Origin of the sequence: Algibacter miyuki (assembly GCF_030409805.1) — a bacterium.
GTDB lineage: Bacteria > Bacteroidota > Bacteroidia > Flavobacteriales > Flavobacteriaceae > Algibacter > Algibacter miyuki.
In genome coordinates, this window is sequence record NZ_JAUFQP010000015.1 from 1 (window position 1) to 17,932 (window position 17,932).

The 17,932-nt window shown below is 33.8% G+C and carries 13 protein-coding genes; 5 read left to right on the top strand and 8 right to left on the bottom strand.

What is annotated here, in order from left to right:
• From moaC to QWY92_RS18270, 8 genes are all read right to left on the bottom strand, one after another.
• Positions 1 to 484, bottom strand: a 484-nt coding sequence (gene moaC, locus QWY92_RS18235; protein WP_290274189.1) for a cyclic pyranopterin monophosphate synthase MoaC, incomplete at its 3' end; no start/stop codon positions are given.
• Between the two features lie 28 nt (positions 485 to 512).
• On the bottom strand, positions 513 to 956 hold the full coding sequence (locus tag QWY92_RS18240) for a molybdenum cofactor biosynthesis protein MoaE (protein WP_290274192.1): 444 nt from the start codon (positions 954 to 956) through the stop codon (positions 513 to 515).
• 4 nt (positions 957 to 960) lie between these two features.
• Entirely contained in the window at positions 961 to 2,055 is a 1,095-nt protein-coding gene (gene moeB, locus QWY92_RS18245) for a HesA/MoeB/ThiF family protein (protein WP_290274194.1), read from the bottom strand.
• A gap of 17 nt (positions 2,056 to 2,072) precedes the next feature.
• Complete coding sequence (locus tag QWY92_RS18250; protein ID WP_290274197.1) at positions 2,073 to 2,306, bottom strand: MoaD/ThiS family protein; 234 nt, start codon at positions 2,304 to 2,306, stop codon at positions 2,073 to 2,075.
• Complete coding sequence (gene mobA / locus QWY92_RS18255) at positions 2,297 to 2,875, bottom strand: molybdenum cofactor guanylyltransferase (protein ID WP_290274199.1); 579 nt, start codon at positions 2,873 to 2,875, stop codon at positions 2,297 to 2,299. Before mobA ends, QWY92_RS18250 begins: the two co-directional genes overlap by 10 nt.
• Position 2,876: 1 nt before the next feature.
• Positions 2,877 to 3,617 carry a sulfite exporter TauE/SafE family protein gene (locus QWY92_RS18260; protein WP_290274202.1) on the bottom strand — a complete coding sequence of 247 codons (741 nt, stop codon included), beginning with the start codon at positions 3,615 to 3,617 and terminating at the stop codon, positions 2,877 to 2,879.
• Positions 3,618 to 3,700: 83 nt separating this feature from the next.
• Complete coding sequence (locus QWY92_RS18265; protein WP_290274205.1) at positions 3,701 to 4,039, bottom strand: winged helix-turn-helix domain-containing protein; 339 nt, start codon at positions 4,037 to 4,039, stop codon at positions 3,701 to 3,703.
• Position 4,040: 1 nt separating this feature from the next.
• Positions 4,041 to 5,219: a molybdopterin molybdotransferase MoeA gene (locus QWY92_RS18270; RefSeq protein WP_290274208.1), complete on the bottom strand. Its 1,179-nt coding sequence runs from the start codon at positions 5,217 to 5,219 to the stop codon at positions 4,041 to 4,043.
• 502 nt (positions 5,220 to 5,721) lie between these two features.
• Between QWY92_RS18270 and QWY92_RS18275 the strand changes: the two genes are divergently transcribed.
• From QWY92_RS18275 to QWY92_RS18295, 5 genes are all read left to right on the top strand, one after another.
• Positions 5,722 to 6,975 (top strand): alginate export family protein, encoded by a 1,254-nt coding sequence (locus tag QWY92_RS18275; RefSeq protein WP_290274210.1) that lies wholly within the window; start codon positions 5,722 to 5,724, stop codon positions 6,973 to 6,975.
• Positions 6,976 to 8,255: 1,280 nt separating this feature from the next.
• Positions 8,256 to 9,791 (top strand): YifB family Mg chelatase-like AAA ATPase, encoded by a 1,536-nt coding sequence (locus QWY92_RS18280; RefSeq protein ID WP_290274212.1) that lies wholly within the window; start codon positions 8,256 to 8,258, stop codon positions 9,789 to 9,791.
• A 179-nt stretch (positions 9,792 to 9,970) separates the two neighbouring features.
• A complete protein-coding gene (locus QWY92_RS18285) occupies positions 9,971 to 12,841 on the top strand; it encodes a BspA family leucine-rich repeat surface protein (protein WP_290274215.1) in 2,871 nt (956 codons plus the stop codon).
• A 309-nt stretch (positions 12,842 to 13,150) separates the two neighbouring features.
• On the top strand, positions 13,151 to 17,134 hold the full coding sequence (locus tag QWY92_RS18290; RefSeq protein ID WP_290274217.1) for a non-ribosomal peptide synthetase: 3,984 nt from the start codon (positions 13,151 to 13,153) through the stop codon (positions 17,132 to 17,134).
• Positions 17,127 to 17,918 (top strand): 4'-phosphopantetheinyl transferase family protein, encoded by a 792-nt coding sequence (locus QWY92_RS18295; protein ID WP_290274219.1) that lies wholly within the window; start codon positions 17,127 to 17,129, stop codon positions 17,916 to 17,918. Before QWY92_RS18290 ends, QWY92_RS18295 begins: the two co-directional genes overlap by 8 nt.
• The last annotated feature ends 14 nt before the right edge of the window (positions 17,919 to 17,932 follow it).

Here is a 17,932-nt window from a genome sequence, read left to right on the forward strand (position 1 = left end):
GGCCGGCCGAAATAGTATCCGAACACACTACAACAGCAGCTTTCAAATCCTTTCTAAAACGGTCTCTAAAATCTGATTTACCGCCTTTTTTCTCTAATAATTTAATAGCATGAATTTCAATGCCTTTATCAATTGGCTTCAGCATATCGTACATATTTAAGGCTACTACGCTGGCACCATGCATGGCTTCAACTTCAACACCTGTTTTGTAAATTGTTTTTACTGTAAAAACGACCGTAATTTCTAAGCCGTTAACTTGATATTCTACGCTGGTAAATTCGATAGGCAAGGGGTGGCAATCGGGCAAAATATCGGGTGTGCGTTTTACGCCTAATAACCCTGCCGCTTTACTCATGGCGAAGACATTTCCTTTCGGAACGGTGTCGTTTTCTATTGCTTGTATTGTTTCTATTTTACTAACCTTTACAACAGCTTGAGCTACCGCAGTTCTTAGGGTTGTTGCTTTATGTGTGATGTCTACCATTTTTTGTTTTTAGGGTTAAAAAAAATAACTATTTGTTTACCTTCCATTGATGCGTGTCGTCCTCAAAAATTTCTTTTCCAAAAACAGGAACATCAGCTTTTATGGCTTCAACTATAAATTCTAAAGCTTCGAAAACGACTTTGCGTCTAGGTGATGATACAAAAACGAATAAACATATTTCTCCAGCTTTTACAGTACCTAAACTATGGTAAATATGCATGCAGGTAAGATCGAATTTTTCAAAAGCCGACTCACGAATGGCGTGAAATTTAGCATTTGCCATTTCTTCGTAAGCGGTGTATTCTATAGCTGCAACAGTTTTTTCTTCAATAACATCTGCACGAACTTGGCCCAGAAAAATATTATGGGCACCAATACTGGTTTTAGTTTGATGTTTAGCAATAGAATTCCCAATAAATTCTGATGAAATAGCACCTTGCTGAAATACACTTTTTGGTTTCTTTTGTTCCATGATTTTATATTTTACTTAGACTTGTTAAGTCTTTTGATAATTTATGAATGTCTAAAATACCTTCTTTTATGCTGAAGCAATTGGTTATGTTTAATTTTTTCAGAATAGAAACTGCTTTTTTGCTGCGCATTCCTGATTGGCAAAATAGGTAGTTTGTTTTATTTGAATCTATTTTATTAATCTGAAGCTCTAATAGAGATAGCGGAATATTTATCACATTGAAACCTTCTAGTTTAGGTGTTTCATGTGGTTCTCGAACATCAATAAGTTGAATGTTTTTTTTCTTTAAAATGAGCTTAATAGAAACTGTTTCATTAGTCATTTCACAGTTAAAATCGCTTTTTTTAGATTGAAAGTTTTCTTTTTCGTTTAAAACGGATTGGATAATGGCATCATTCCTATTTATTTTTAAAGTTGAATTTTGAAGCGTTAACGCATTGTAAAACAATATTTTTCCTGAAAGTACTTCGCCAATTCCTAAAATAATTTTTAAAACTTCATTGGCTTGCATACTACCAATAATCCCTGGAAGCACGCCTAAAACTCCAATTTCTGAACAATTAGGAACACTGTTTTCTTCTGGAAAATTAGGAAATAAACAACGGTAACTGGGTCCGTTTTGATAGTTGAAAACCGAAACCTGACCTTCAAACTTATAAATAGCACCAAAAACGAGTGGCTTATTGGTTATCAAGCAAGCATCATTGACTAAATATCGGGTTTCAAAATTATCGGTACCATCAATAATTATATCGTAGTTTTTAAATAATTCTAGAGCATTTTTATGCGTTAGTTTTTCAGGATAAGCATTTATAATGATAGAATCGTTTAAATCTTCTAAGCGTTGTTTCGCAGCAATAGCTTTGTTTATTCCTAAGGTTGATCTTCCGAATAGTACTTGCCGTTGTAAATTACTAAGCTCTACCAAATCAAAATCTACAATACCAATGGTGCCAATACCTGCGCCGACTAAATATTGCAAAATCGGACAGCCTAAGCCACCCGCACCAATAACCAATACTTTGGCTTGTGCAAGTTTCTTTTGACCGGCTTCTCCGATTTCAGAAAGTATAATATGTCTGCTATATCTGTTATTCATTTTGTTTTTCAACTAAATTATCCGCCAGCAAATGGGGGTAATATGGCGATGTCTTTGCCGGTTGCTTTTGTGGTTTCGGAAACTAATTCTTCGTTTTGAGCAACCTGAAATTCTTTATGTTTTAGGCTATCATATTTTATATAAAGAAGCTCTAAAAGTTCGAATATCGTTTCTCCTTCAAAGTTTATAATCTCCTCGGTTTTTTTTGTTGTTTCAGCAATTTGCCCAAAATATTTTATGGTTATTTGCATGGTGTTATCTGTTTTAATTCGTCTTTAGTATTAATGTTAGTTGTAAGTTTTTGTTCATGTTTTTCTAATGAAACCACTTTGCTTTTACATTGATTTACGGCAAACTGTAATTTGCGTTCACCTGAATTTAGAAGCTTTAGAAATCGGCTTTCACAAGATTTTTTATAAAGCGCAATTAATGGCATTCTTCTGCCGTTACTTTCTATTTGAATCACTTCGGAACCGTTATCAACTTCAGAAATTAATCGTTCTAAAATTTGAGAATGTATCAATGGAATATCGCAACTTAAAACCAAATTATAGGTGGTTTCAGAATGTTTTAAACCTGAATAAATTCCCGCTAAAGGACCACTGTTTTCAATAGTGTCTTCAATACGCTCTAAGCCAAAAACATCATAATCGGCACAATTAGAAACAATAATTATCTTTGAAACTAATGGTTGTAAAGCATCAATACTGTATTGTATAAACGATTTTCCGTTGAAGCTTAAAAAACCTTTATCCGTACCCATTCTCGAGCTTTTTCCGCCCGCTAGAATAATGCCTGTAATGTGCTTTTTGTCTATCATATTAAATGAAAAATAATTTACCGCAGGCCATAATAAGCACGAAAGCCAAAATATAGCGTAGTTGTTTATTGTTTATCTTTTTGCTTCCAAAATAGCCACCCAAAACCCCGCCAATAAGGGCAATGGCAACTAATAAAAAAGATGCTCTGTCTAGATTAACACCACTGCTAATTTGCCCGATTAAGCCCGAAGCCGAATTCACCCAAATAAAAAGTGCAGAAACGGCTGCGGCTTCCTTCATTTTTCCCCAATGTAGAAGTAAAATTACAGGACTCAAAATAATGCCTCCACCAATGCCAATGAGTCCTGAGAAAAAACCGATAACACCTCCAATAATAAGACCTTGCCAAAGTTTTACAGGTTTTATAATTTTGCTTTCTTTTCCAAAAACATTTAACATTTTTAAAATAGCAAAAACTAATAATATGGCTAATATTTTTTTATAAATAGAGGCGTCAACTTCAATAGTGCCGCCTAAAAAAGCGTACGGAATGGAAGCAACGGCAAAGGCCATAAATAATTTTTTGTTGAAATGACCAGCTTTATAATAGTAATAAAACGATATGCCTGCAACAAACAAATTAAGCAGTAGGGCAGTGGGTTTCATGCTTTCTGGAGCAAAAGAAAACAAAGCCATAAGTGCCAAATATCCGCTTGCACCACCATGACCAACACTAGCGTATAGAAACGACACGAGTGGCAAAATGATTAAAAAAAGCGTAATATTCTCGGTTTGGAGCATGGGTTTGGTTTGTGGTTATTAGTTGTTACTTAATGGTTATGGGTTATTAGTTTTTGGATACTGAAAATTGTTTTTACTGCATACTAAAGCGCATCAAGTTTGCGAACTTGTTCGTCTAGAAATTTCCAACAGTTTTTATTTATTTCATCGAATGTGGTTATTAATGTTTTTCCGTAAGGTGTAAGTGTTGCACCACCGCCTCCCTTACCGCCCGTACTGTTTATGGTTACAGGTTTTTTTGCCGATTTATTTACCGAATCTATAAGCGACCAAGCTTTTTTATAGGATAAACCAAGCGATTTTGCCGCTTTAGATAATGATCCTGTGTCTTCAATGGCTTTCAGTAAATGCACACGCCCTTCACCTAAAAGGACATGGTTATTGGCTTCAATCCAAATTCTGCTTTTAATTTTGTAAGACATATTAAACGGGTAATAAAATGGTTTCTAATGCATCATTTATGGTAACTTCTGTATCATTTTCGTCCATAAAAACTAAAGCGTTAGAAAGCGCAAAGGTTTGTTGCATAGCAGAGCTTTGTCCTTCTAAAATTTCAACCTTACCGTTGGTATATATGGCTTTTAAAAATTGTGGTCGGTCACCTCTTTTAATAAAGTTTGATATTGATTGCCCTTTTACGCGTGGTAATTCAAGATCCTCTCGATTCATCAAACCCTGCAAGGCTATATAGACGTAAACATAGAAACAGGTGAGTGCAGCAGCAGGGTTTCCGGGTAAAGCAAAAATTTGAGTGTCTTGCTTTTTTCCGAAGAATAAAGGTTTGCCTGGTTTTTGTTTTACTTTATAGAATATTTCTTCAACATGTAATTCATTTAAAGCTTTTCCAACATAATCGTAATCGCCAACCGAAATCCCTCCAGTAATAATAACCAAGTTATTCTCGCTAATAACCGATTTTAATTTAGCCAGTGTTTTTCCATAATTATCGGTAACATTATGGATGGTAACATCATAAAATTTCAAGCTATATAAGGCGCTTAAAAGCATTTTAGAATTGCTCTCGTAAATTTGTCCGTAGCTTAAATCGTTTCCTGGTTCAATCAATTCGTTTCCTGTAGAAACAATGGCAATGCTTGGTTTTTTATAAACTGTAACAGTAGTTATTCCTAAGGAACTTAAATAACCAATAGCGGCAGGCGTTAGTTTTGTGCCGGCTTTTAAAGCAAGTTCATGCTGCTTAACTTGTTCGCCTAAAGGCCTAATGTTTTGATTTTCGTTGACTTCTTTATTGATGCGAATTTGTTTTTTTTCCGCAGTAACCTGTTCTTGCATAATGACAGCATTTGCGGTAGCAGGTACAGCAGCCCCAGTAAAAATACGTATAGCTTCACCGGGTTTTAGTACGGGTTGCCTGTCATCACCAGCCTGAACTTCGCCTATTAATTTGTATGTGAAATCGTCGTGCAAGTTTAAAGCGTAACCGTCCATGGCCGATTGCCTGAATGGAGGCATATTTATAGGGGAGTGTACATCCTCAAAAAGTAAGTATCCACCTGCTTTTTCAGCGGTTTTTACAGTTTTTTTAAATAACGGTTTAGCATGTTGCTTTACGGCGTTAATGGCTTGTGCTATGGAAATCATATTATAAATAGCGTTATGTTTTTACAAATATAACGGTTCTGTATTTTATTTTACCACTGGTTTTCGGTTTTTTCATTTTGCAAATATTAATCTACGTATATATAAGTGTGTAAATGTGATTTTTTTATGTGGAAAATTGATAAATTTCATTTGAAATAAATTCTAATTGCATTTTTAATAGATAAAAGCCTCTATTTATTCGTTTTAGTTAAAATTTGAAGCTGTTTTTGAGAACTCCTTAAAAATTAAATACTTAGTTTTTGCATAAGTATTAATACTTATATTTGTCTTATTGATAAAAACTGTTTAGTAAGTGGTTTTACAGAAAATAAATTTTTTTAAAGATTTACATTTTTTTATAAGACACATTTAAACAGTAGGAAAATTACTAAAATTGAAATCGAACATGAGATATATCATATTACCAACAGCTTGCTACTTCTATATTTGCTGTGCTCGTGTCCTTAGAAAAACGAAAGATAAATAATTTTTAAAATTAATAATGATGAAAAAACAATATGTAATCTTAGCCTTATTGATGGTAACCATGCAATTTGCACAAGCACAATTTACTTTAGATGGCGAGTTTAGGCCAAGAGCAGAATACCGTAACGGTTATGGAGGTATTATTCCAGATGCTGCCGATGCGGGCTTTGGAATTTCGACGAGAATGCGTTTAAATGCGGGCTATGCAACCGATGCTTACAAGTTTTATGTGAGTTTACAGGATGTGATGGTTTGGGGAGAAAATAAACAAATAGTTCCTGATGATAGTAATAATTCTTTCGGAGTTTTTGAAGCTTGGGCAGAATTGAATTTAGGTGAAGGTTTTTCAACTAAACTGGGGCGTCAATCTATTGTTTACGACGATCAGCGCATTTTCGGAGGATTAGATTGGGCGCAACAAGGTCGGAATCATGATGCCGCTTTATTAAAGTATAATAAAGGCAAGTTTATGATGGATGTTGGTTTGGCTTTTAATCAAGATTACGAAAGTCCTGCAGGGTTTCAATCCACGTCTACAACCTATGCTACCACAGGAAATTTTTCTTATAAAACCATGCAATACCTTTATTTAAAACAAGCTTGGGATAGTTTCTCTGGAAGTTTATTAGTGTTGAATAACGGATTTCAGGAAGTCGACGGAACCAGTAATTTACAAACCTTCGGAACACATTTAGATTATAAAACAGGTGCTTTTGGTGTGGCTGTAAATGCTTTTATTCAAACTGGAGATCGCCAAAATGAAGTGGCCGTAAAAGGCGCACATTTATTAGGTTTAGATGTTACGTATAAAGCATCTGCCAAAGTGGGATTAGGTGCCGGGTTGGAAATTATTAGTGGTAACGATGCTGATGCAGGAGAGACGGGAGCGTTTTTTCCTTTATATGGTACCAATCATAAATTTAATGGTTTTATGGATTATTTCTATGTGGGGAATCATGCTAATTCAGTAGGTTTATTTGATATTCATGTGAGTGCCAATTTTAAACTGAACGACACGTCTAGCTTATTGGTAAAAGCTTTAAATTTTAGCGGTGAGCAAGAATTGGCAAGTGGAGAGAAATCTTTAGGTACCGAATTAGATTTAGTCTATTCAAAACAATTTAAAGGTTATGCTTTAAAATTAGGGTATTCTCAAATGTTTGCTAACGATGGTATGTACGAACTTAAAGAAGTAACTAAAAGCGATGCTGCCGATATGCAAAATTGGGCTTGGGCTATGTTAGTGATTAAACCTAAGTTTTTAAACTAAGTTATTTAAAAAGAAAATATATTTATACGAATCCCGCTTATGGCGGGATTTTTTGTTTTTCATAAATAAACTCCTTAGTAGATACAGGAAGATTAACTATAAATAGATTTAAAAATCTAACTATTATTGAAAAATATTGTTAATAACAAGCTAAGAATAAATATGCTATATTGATTGAATATGCTATTATAATTAAGACTTTCGGAGGTTATAGACTTTAATTCGTACTAATTAATTTTGTTAATATAAAGAAAGCTAAAGATGTTATTAGTTTTAAGAATTGCTTATTTTTGTAAAAGAATTGCGAGTAATTGTAATAGAGGATATTTTAAAAATAAAAAACGCCAATGTTATTACTAGTAACATTGACGCTTTTTTAACCTTCTTTTGGATTTTTAGATTAATTACTAATGATGTAATGTCTAATTTCTTTCAACTCTATATATGTTGTTAGAGTCATTCAAAGGTTTACTGAGGTTGAGTATACTAAACTCGTTTTGAAAATGGCTAATGAGACCATCTAAAAACCCTAATTGAAGTTGAGTATATTAAACTCGATTCTATAATGGTTAATGAGACCATTTAAAAACCTTCATTTTAAAGAACTTTAAAGCGCCTCACGAGGTGCTTTTTCCTTTGGTAAAGGTAAAGCTAAGCACTTGATAATGAAAGGGTGTTTTATAAACATTGTCAACATGTTTTTAACAATTTAGAAATGTCGCAAAAAGTGATATATCTTTTTTTGTTTTGTAACATTCTGTTTGTTAAGTTTTTTTTGTGTTGATTTTAGTGAAAGAGTGTTTTAGTTTTTAAAAAGTTGTGAGTTATCAAATAGTCAGACAACTTATCGAAGGCTCCTATAAAATTTATTGTTAATTTAGAATATTTAAGAGCTTTTTCGAGTTGAATATATTTATTTTCTTTAAAGCGTATCACCTTTTGTTCTAACCATACGGGATGGTTTTTAACAAATCTTTGTTTTTGAATAAAGATTCTCTTTTCCCGTTTTGAAGTTATTTTTACCATGTTTGTTGATTAAAATTTTTGTTTGGATAGCAGTATTTTTCACTGATACTTATACTTAAGCGGGACATTTATTTGACTGTTACGAAATTGTTTTTCTATAAAAATGAAAATTTAAAAGAGGTATTACCTAATAATGAAGTTCTTTATTTCATATTTCACATCACTAAAATGATGCATTAATACGGTCTTGATTCTTAAATAATTATAAAATTTAAAATAGATTTATTACATTTAAGAATAAAACCTAGTTGTATATGCTCAAAAAAGTTTTTGGAAGTGCCGTTTTTGGTGTAGAAGCCACAACAATTACCGTTGAAGTGAACGTGGATAAAGGCGTGGGCTATCATCTTGTAGGGTTGCCAGATAATGCTATTAAAGAAAGTAATTTCAGAATTGCTGCTGCACTTCAGAATAATGGTTACAGAATTCCAGGGAAAAAAATTATCATCAACATGTCGCCTGCCGATTTAAGAAAAGAAGGTTCGTCTTACGATTTAACTTTAGCTATTGGAATTTTGGCTTCAACAGGGCAAATTAAGGCCGAAGGTTTAGAGCAGTATTTAATTATGGGAGAACTTTCTTTGGATGGAACGTTACAGCCTATAAAAGGCGCATTACCCATTGCGGTTAAAGCTAGGGAAGAAGGTTACAAAGGCTTTATTCTGCCAAAACAGAATGCAAAAGAAGCTGCAATTGTTGATAATTTGGAGGTTTTTGGCATTGATAACATAAAACAAGTTATTGACTTTTTTGATAAAGGAGTACCGTTAGAGCAAACCATAATAGATACTCGAAAAGAATTTGAAGCAAATTTAGATTTTCCTGAATTCGATTTCTCGGATGTCAAGGGGCAAGAAGGTATTAAGCGTTGTATGGAAATTGCGGCTGCAGGTGGCCATAATATTATTTTAATAGGTCCGCCAGGCGCAGGAAAAACCATGTTAGCCAAACGTTTGCCGAGTATTCTACCGCCTATGACGTTACATGAGGCTTTAGAAACTACAAAGATTCATTCGGTAGTTGGAAGGGTTAAAGATACTGGGCTTATGGCTCAAAGACCGTTTAGAAGTCCTCATCATACGATTTCAAACGTTGCTTTAGTTGGTGGCGGAAGTTACCCGCAACCAGGTGAAATTTCGATGTCGCATAATGGTGTTTTATTTTTAGATGAATTACCCGAATTTAAACGCGAAGTTCTGGAAGTGATGCGCCAGCCCTTAGAAGATCGGGAGGTTACCATTTCTAGAGCGAAATTTACGGTTACTTACCCATCATCATTTATGTTGGTGGCGAGTATGAATCCGAGCCCGAGTGGTTATTTTAACGATCCTAATGCACCTGTAACATCAAGTCCAGCAGAAATGCAGCGCTATTTAAGTAAAGTTTCGGGGCCACTTTTGGATAGAATTGATATTCATATCGAAGTAACACCAGTGCCTTTTGATAAATTGTCGGATGACAGAAAAGGTGAGAGTTCGGTAGAAATTAGAAAGCGTGTTACTCAGGCGAGACAAATACAGACTAAACGGTTTGAAGATTCAGATAAAGTGCATTATAATGCGCAAATGAATGTGAAACAAATTCGAAAACATTGCGTATTAGATGAAGCGTCAAAAACATTATTAAAAACTGCTATGGAGCGTTTAAATCTATCGGCTCGTGCCTATGATAGAATTCTTAAAGTATCCAGAACCATTGCCGATTTAGAAGGCGTTCCAGATGTTAATGGATCTCATATTGGAGAAGCCATTCAGTATAGAAGTTTAGATAGAGAGGGATGGTTGGGGTAGTATTTTCAGGAGAAGGTTTTAATTTGTTTAATTTTAAAATTTGTTGAAGCTTTTAGAAGCTTCGTTTAAAAATGGGGTAAATAAGCCATAATTTATATATAACGAATGTAGATTTACATTAATTTGTGCTCTTATTTTATAATATTGTATAGCGTTATTTTTTTGCTATAAAATTCGTCATGATAAAATTCAGTTTAGACAAACGTTGTATTTCTTTTTTCATCATAGGTTTTTTTATAATAGGCCGAAGTTATGGCGTTATGGCTTTGGGAACAACACCTTTTATTACCACTTGGGGGGTAGGAACTTCAGGGACCGATAATAGCATTACTATACCAACTTATGTTTTTGAAACTTATAACTATACGGTAGATTGGGGTGATGGTACTCCAAACACGGTTGAAACAGGAAATGCAACACATACCTATGCTTCCCCAGGAATTTATACTGTGAGCATAACAGGGGTTTTTCCTAGAATATATTTTAATGAATTGTATGATGAATCACTATTTTTAAATAGTGATAAGCTATTAACCATAGAGCAGTGGGGCGATAATGCTTGGACTTCTATGGAATATGCTTTTGCGGGCTGTAAACAATTACAAGGAAATTTTACCGATGCACCTAATTTATCCAATGTTACCAGTTTACGAGGTATGTTTTTTGGCAATAAAGCATTTAATTACCCTATCGGTGATTGGGATGTGAGTACGGTAACCGATATTTCACAAATGTTTGAGCAAACTCCGCTATTCAATCAAGATATAGGTAATTGGGATGTGAGTCAGGTAACAAATATGTATCGCTTGTTTTATACTGAAGAAACGGAGTGCCCTAATATAACGCCTCCATCTTTTTTTAACCAAGACATTGGAAGCTGGGATGTAAGCCGAGTAACGGATATATCAGAAATGTTTTTACGTGCAACATCATTTAATCAAGATATAAGTCGTTGGGATGTAAGTAGCGTAACCAATATTAGTCAGTTGTTTTCAAACGCACAAGCATTTAACCAAAATGTTGGCAAGTGGGATGTTAGCAATGTCACTAATATGTACGGTATGTTTTTAGATGCAGCAGCATTCAACCAAGATCTAAGTGGTTGGGATGTTAGCAGTGTAACCAGAATGCACGATATGTTTTCTGGAGCAATCGTTTTTAATCAGGATATAGGCGATTGGGATATTACTAATGTCATTCGTATGAATAACATGTTTTCAGGAGCCATATCATTTAACCAAGATATAAGTAATTGGGATGTTAGTAATGTGGTGTATATGGCAAATTTATTTTCTAAAGCAAGAACATTCAATCAAGATATCGGTGGCTGGGATGTAAGCAATGTTACTTCATTAGCCGGCATGTTTGATGGAGCGTTAGCATTTAATCAAGATATTGGTAGTTGGAATGTGGGTAATGTGAGTAATATGGATTTTATGCTAGCTAATACAGTAGTGTTTAATCAAGATATTTCCAACTGGGATATAAGTCGTGTAACAACAATGAGTTCTATGTTTTTACGTGCTACCGCCTTTAATCAATATATCGGAAAGTGGGATGTTAGTGCTGTAGAATGGATGAATTCTCTATTTAAAGAAGCTACAGCTTTTAATCAAGATTTAAGTGGTTGGGATGTGAGTAACGTGATATACATGGAAGAAATGTTTAGTGGTGCTACAGCTTTTGATCAAGATTTAGGAAATTGGGATGTAGCTCAAGTTACCAAAATGAAAAACATGTTTTTAGGGGTAACTTTATCGGTTTTAAATTATGATAACTTACTTATTGGTTGGGATACTCTAGATTTACAACCTAATGTAAATTTTCATGGAGGAAATAGTAAATATTGTGCAGCCACAACAGCAAGAGCTAATATGGAAGCTAATAATTATGTTACCGATTTTTCTAGAATTACAGATAATTGGATTATTTCAGATGGTGGTATTTTAAACTATTATATAGATGATTTAGCATGGAAAGTAGCATCAAATAATTATACTCTACCAATAATTACAGGTTATGGTCTTTCAGGAAATGAAAAATATTACACTGCGTCTAAAGGTAAAGGAGTTGCTTATAGTGCTGGAGACGTTATAAATTATTCAGACTTCCCTGTATATCCGTTAACTTTATATATTTACGATGAAGGCATTTCGGGTTGCAGTGAAGAACAAGATTTTGAACTAATAATAACAACTATCCCCAATTGTACTACATTATTATTGCCATTACCTAATGCGAATAATGTCCCTACAGATACACATTTATCATGGCGTAAAGTAGATAAAGCAAAAGGGTATAAATTAACTGTAGGCACCACTTCTAATGGAACAGATGTTTTAAATGCATTTGACGTAGGTAATGAAACTATTTATAATTTACCAACAGATTTACCTGAAAGCACATCTATATTTGTAACGGTAATACCTTATAATTCTGACGGAGAAGCGGTAGATTGTTCAGAAGCGTTTTTTACAACAGAATCAGCCGGGGTATTACCACTTTGTAGCGAATTAACGGCGCCATTAAATGAAGCGATAAATGTATCTACAGCAACAAATTTATCATGGAATGTGTCACCTGATGCAACAGGTTATAAATTATCTATTGGAACATTTTCGGAAGGAACAGATATTTTAAACTCCAAGGATATTGGAAATTTTTTGAGTTATAATTTACCCGAAAACTTACCTGAGAATAAAACTGTTTATGTTACCGTGGTAGCCTATAATTCTAACGGAAATGCAAAAGATTGTAGTGAAGAAAGTTTTACAACCGCTAAAACAGACACAAGTGCTTTACCTCCAAAGTTTTTTACACCAAATAACGATGGTGTTAATGATTATTGGGTAGTTCCAGACCCATTAAGCGAAATCTCAAAGGTTTTAATTTATAATCGCTACGGAAAACTTTTAAAGGAAATAAAGAATATTTCAGAAGGCTGGGAGGGCAATTCTAATGGGGCTCCTGTATCAAGTGGTGGTTATTGGTATCTTATACTTTATAAAAATGGAACGACACAAAATGGGCATTTTAGTTTAGTTCGATAATTTTTTATTTAGTAAAAAAATAATTCATCTAAACAATATATGATTTTAGAAGCCTTTAAAGTAGGTTTTATGTTTTTACATTAATTTTCTGTAAAGAATTAAAAATATTACGACTAAATTCGAAACTAATTCAATTTTTGTGAGAAAAAACTCTATTTTTAACAACATGTCAGAGATTATTTTAAACATATATAAAGGCTTAACCAACCTGTTATCATTAAAAAATCACATAGGTTTTGGAGGTTTGATAAAAGCATCTATTTCTAATTTGGAATTCCGAGTCGAACCTGTAAAAACGGATTTAGGATAATGAGCAAATCAACTACTAACAGAACTAAATATTTACTTCATAATCCTTTTGAAAACCAAATTAAGGAAAAAGTTATCCCTATAACGCAATCTCAGTCCGAAATATGGATCTCTTGTAAAATGGGAGGGGATAATGCCAATAAGGCATACAATACATCTATTTCTTTGGAGCTGCAAGGGGATTTAAATATTTATGTTTTAGAAACTTCTATTCAAAAATTAGTGAATAGGTATGATACTTTAAGATCTAATTTCAGTACTTCAGGAATGGAGATGAATATTTATAAAAGTATTGACTTTTCCGTAAAACATTTAGATTTTTCTAGCTTTAGCAATGACGAAAAAGCGCAACATATTTCAAATTATTTAAATGAAAACGTAAACCATGTTTTCGATTTAGTAAAGGGACCATTGTTTCAAGTAGGCTTAATAAAATTGGGCCATCAAGAATATCAGTTAGTGTTTACAGCGCATCATATAATTTGTGATGATTGGTCGATAAGTGTTTTATTAGAAGAATTAGGACAAATTTATTCTGGAGGAATTTTGAATAAAACGCTTACTTTGCCAAAAGCAGAATATTTCTATTCGTATGCTGATAAGCAAATTACATATTTAAAAAGCGAGGAGTATTCAAAATCTAAAACGTTTTGGAAGAAAGAATATGCGCAAGCTATTCCAGCGTTAAATTTACCTACCGATTATCCCAGACCAACTTTAAGAACATATAATAGTAAGTTTCTCAAAGCTATTATTGGAGCTAATATAGTTGACAAATTAAATAAAATAGGTACTGAAAACAACACCGATTTAGTAACCATTCTAATGGCTGCTTTTGAAGTGTTTTTGTATCAACAAACAGGGCAAACCGATTTAGTTGTTGGTTTATTTTCCGCAGGGCAAGAATTTCACCAAAAACCTCAAACCGTAGGGCATTGTGTTAATTTTTTACCTTTAAGAAGTCAAATTTCAGCAGAAACAACGTTTCTAGAATATTTATATTATCGAAAAGTAGGATTTGCTAAAGCTTTAGAGCACCAAGAGTTTAGTTTTGGACAATTACTTCAGCAACTAGCCATACCAAGAGATTCGTCGCGGGTACCATTAGTTCCTGTGGTATTCAATATGGAGCGTGAGAATAAAATTCTTTTCGAAGGATTAAACATTCAACTAAAAAATAATCCGAAAGCTTTTGATACTTTTGAATTATCTCTAAACGTTCTAAAGTCTGATGGTGAATTGGTTTTAGAATGGTCGTATAACACGGCTCTGTTTGCAGAGTCAAGCGTAAAAAAAATGATGGTTTCGTTTGAAGAAATTCTCGTTACTATCACAAATAGTCTTGAGATTACTATTGGAGAAGTTATAAAATCTAAGGATGTTGCATATCAGCAATTAAATAATACATCCACAGCATATCCCGATGTACTGCTACATAATTTAATAGCCAAAATGGCTCAAAATTTTCCTGAAAAACAAGCTTTAAAGTTTAACGGAAGTGGTATTTCTTATAAAGATATGGAGCAACAAGCTAATCAGTTAGCGCATTATTTGGTAGAACAAGGTGTTTGTTCTGGCGATATTGTTGGAGTGGCTTTGCCTAGATCTAGCGAACTGGTAATTCTTCTATTAGCTATTATGCAATGTGGTGCGGCATATTTACCGTTAGACCCCAATTATCCTGAAGATCGTTTGGAGTTTATGTTAGAAGATTCGCAATCTAATTTATTAATTGCATCAAAAGCGCTACATATAAAATCTAATTGTAAAACATTATTTGTCAAGGATATTTTTTCAAACCTAAGCACCTATTTTAAAAGTCCGATTGACAGAAATGTTAATACAGACAGTATGGCGTATTTGCTTTTTACGTCTGGCTCTACAGGTAAACCAAAAGGTGTTGCGGTAACAAATAAAAATTTGGTCAATTTTTTACATAGCATGTTGCAAGAGCCTGGTATTAATGAAGCGGATAGGCTGCTTACCATTACTACCATATCGTTCGATATTGCGGCGTTAGAATTATTTACGCCGTTGTTAGTAGGCGCAACATTAGTAATTGCTAATGATGAAACAGCAAGAGATAGCCGTTTATTACTAAAGCTATTAAAGCAAGAAAACATCTCGATATTACAAGCCACACCATCCACTTGGCAAATGTTGTTAGAAGTGGGCTGGGAATCCCCACTACCCATAAAAGCACTTTGCGGAGGAGAGGCTATGCCGGTAAGTCTATCAAAAAAACTACTAACACGTGTTGAAAGTCTGTGGAATATGTACGGCCCAACAGAAACTACGATATGGTCTACCGTAAAGCAAATAAAAAGTAACGATGAGCAAATAACTATTGGGCGACCAATAGCCAATACGCAGGTGTTTATTTTAAATGAACAAGGCGTATTGGTAGATTCGGGTAAAACAGGAGAAATTTGTATTGCTGGAGACGGTGTTGCTTTAGGGTATTGGAAACGTCCAGATTTAACTTCGGAAAAGTTTATAACAAACACCTGCGATTTAAATTCAAACTCAAAATTGTATCGTACCGGAGATTTAGGGCAGTTATTGCCAAATGGTGAAATTCTGTGCCTAGGACGCATAGATCATCAGGTTAAATTACGAGGTCATCGTATAGAGTTGGGAGAAATAGAGCAAGCTTTAGATGAAGAGCAAGGTGTTCAATCTTCGGTGGTTTTGGTAAATGAAAATCACTTAATGGCATTTGTTATTCCTGAGAAATCAGGGCATATGCCAAAAGAAACTATAGCTCTTTGGAAAGAAAATTTATATGCTAAACTTCCAGATTATATGGTGCCACAGGATTATCATGTGATAACCGAATTCCCAAAAACCTTAAACGGAAAAATTGATCGAAAGACTTTGTTGGCAAATACCATGTCTAAAGCCGTTTCAACCCATTTTACAGCACCTCGGAGCAAAACAGAACAGATTGTAACAACCATTTGGAAAGCTTGTTTAAATCGAGAACAAATAGATATTTGTAGCAATTTTTTCGAACTTGGTGGGCATTCGCTTATTGCCATTAAGGTTATGGTCAGTTTAGAAAAAGAAACGGGTAAAAATCTGCCACTTTCATCTTTGTTAGAATATCCAACTATTGAGAAATTGGCAGAATTTGTTGATTCTAATACAGAAATCGAACAATGGAATTGCTTAACACCTATAAAACCAGAAGGAAATAAAGATCCTTTGTACGTTATTCATGGTGCTGACCATAACGTCTTAATTTTTGAAACATTAGCGAGAAATTTAGATAAAGAGCAACCGGTTTATGCTTTACAGGCAAAAGGACTTTACGCTAATGATGAACCTCATGATTCTATTACAGCCATGGCGGAACATTATATTTCGGAGATTGTACAAGCGAATCCAAAAGGGCCTTATGCCATTGCAGGTTATTCATTTGGTGGTATTATTGCTTATGAAATGGCCCGGATTTTAAAAACTCAAAATAGAAAGGTTAAAACACTAATTATGCTAGATAGTTATGTGTATCCTAATTATTATTTCAAAAATCCTATTAAAAAGAAAATGGCTTTATGTGCTTATAAGGCAGGGAATTTATTATTCTTTATACGAAAAATGTTAAGCGATAGAGAAAATTTTTATCGAAGAATAGATATTGTTAAAGGCTGTTTTAATAGGGTGTTTTTAAGATTTAATTTAGGTAATAAAGAAGAACAAAAAGGATCTCGTCCTTGGCCCGAAGCCTTAGATCGGAAACATAAAATAGCAGTTGATAATCATTATATGAAGCCAGATGATATTGAGATAGACCTCTTAAAAGTTGAAGTGGATGATGTTTTTTACGCCCACGATACTAAAAATTTAGGATGGGAACCTTTGGCAAAAGGAGGAATAAATAGGCACATGATTCCTGGAAATCATATGAATATGTTTAAACATCCAAATGAAAAAAAACTAGGCTATGTGTTACAAGCTGTATTAGATGGTTGTAATGAATAATTCTAAAATTAAGGTCCACAAAGGTGTATTAAGCATTGATGTTATCAACACATATCATAAGCTTGATGAGGATGTTAATGTAAAACTTTTCAAAATAAAGTTTACAAAGTATGTTGAATATATAGCGGTGTTAAGATCGTTTTTAACACCTGAAGAAAATATCCGAGCCGATAAATATTATCAAGAAAAAGATAGGAATAGGTTTATAATCAGTAAAGTGTTATTAAAATTTATTCTAGCTCAAGAAGCTGGAATTCCTGTTTCTGAAATAAGATTTGAAATTACTAAACACAAAAAACCACTTCTGAAAAACCACCCCAATTTACATTTTAATTTATCTCATGCCGGGGATTATGCCGTCATAGCTATTGCTAATAAACCCGTTGGGGTCGATATTGAACATAGTATTAAAAATTTTGATTTTAAAGCCGTTTTGGCACATGTTTTTAATGCGCAAGAAATTGATGCTGTTTTAAATGCTGATGATAAAAAGCATGTATTTTACAAGTTTTGGACACGGAAAGAGGCGGTAGTAAAAGCGACAGGCCAGGGCATCGACGATAATTTTCCAAAAGTACCCGCTTTAGATGGTAAGCATATTTTAAACACTTCAATATGGAATGAAATTAATAATATAGAAGTTTTTAGTTTTAAAATGGATGATGATTATATGGGAACCGTTGCACTCACAGGGAACATTAAAAACAATCAGGAACTTCATTTTTATCCTGTTCCAATTGCTTTTGACGAATTAAAGATGCTTAGGAATAATAATACAAAATAATCTCTATATTTGTA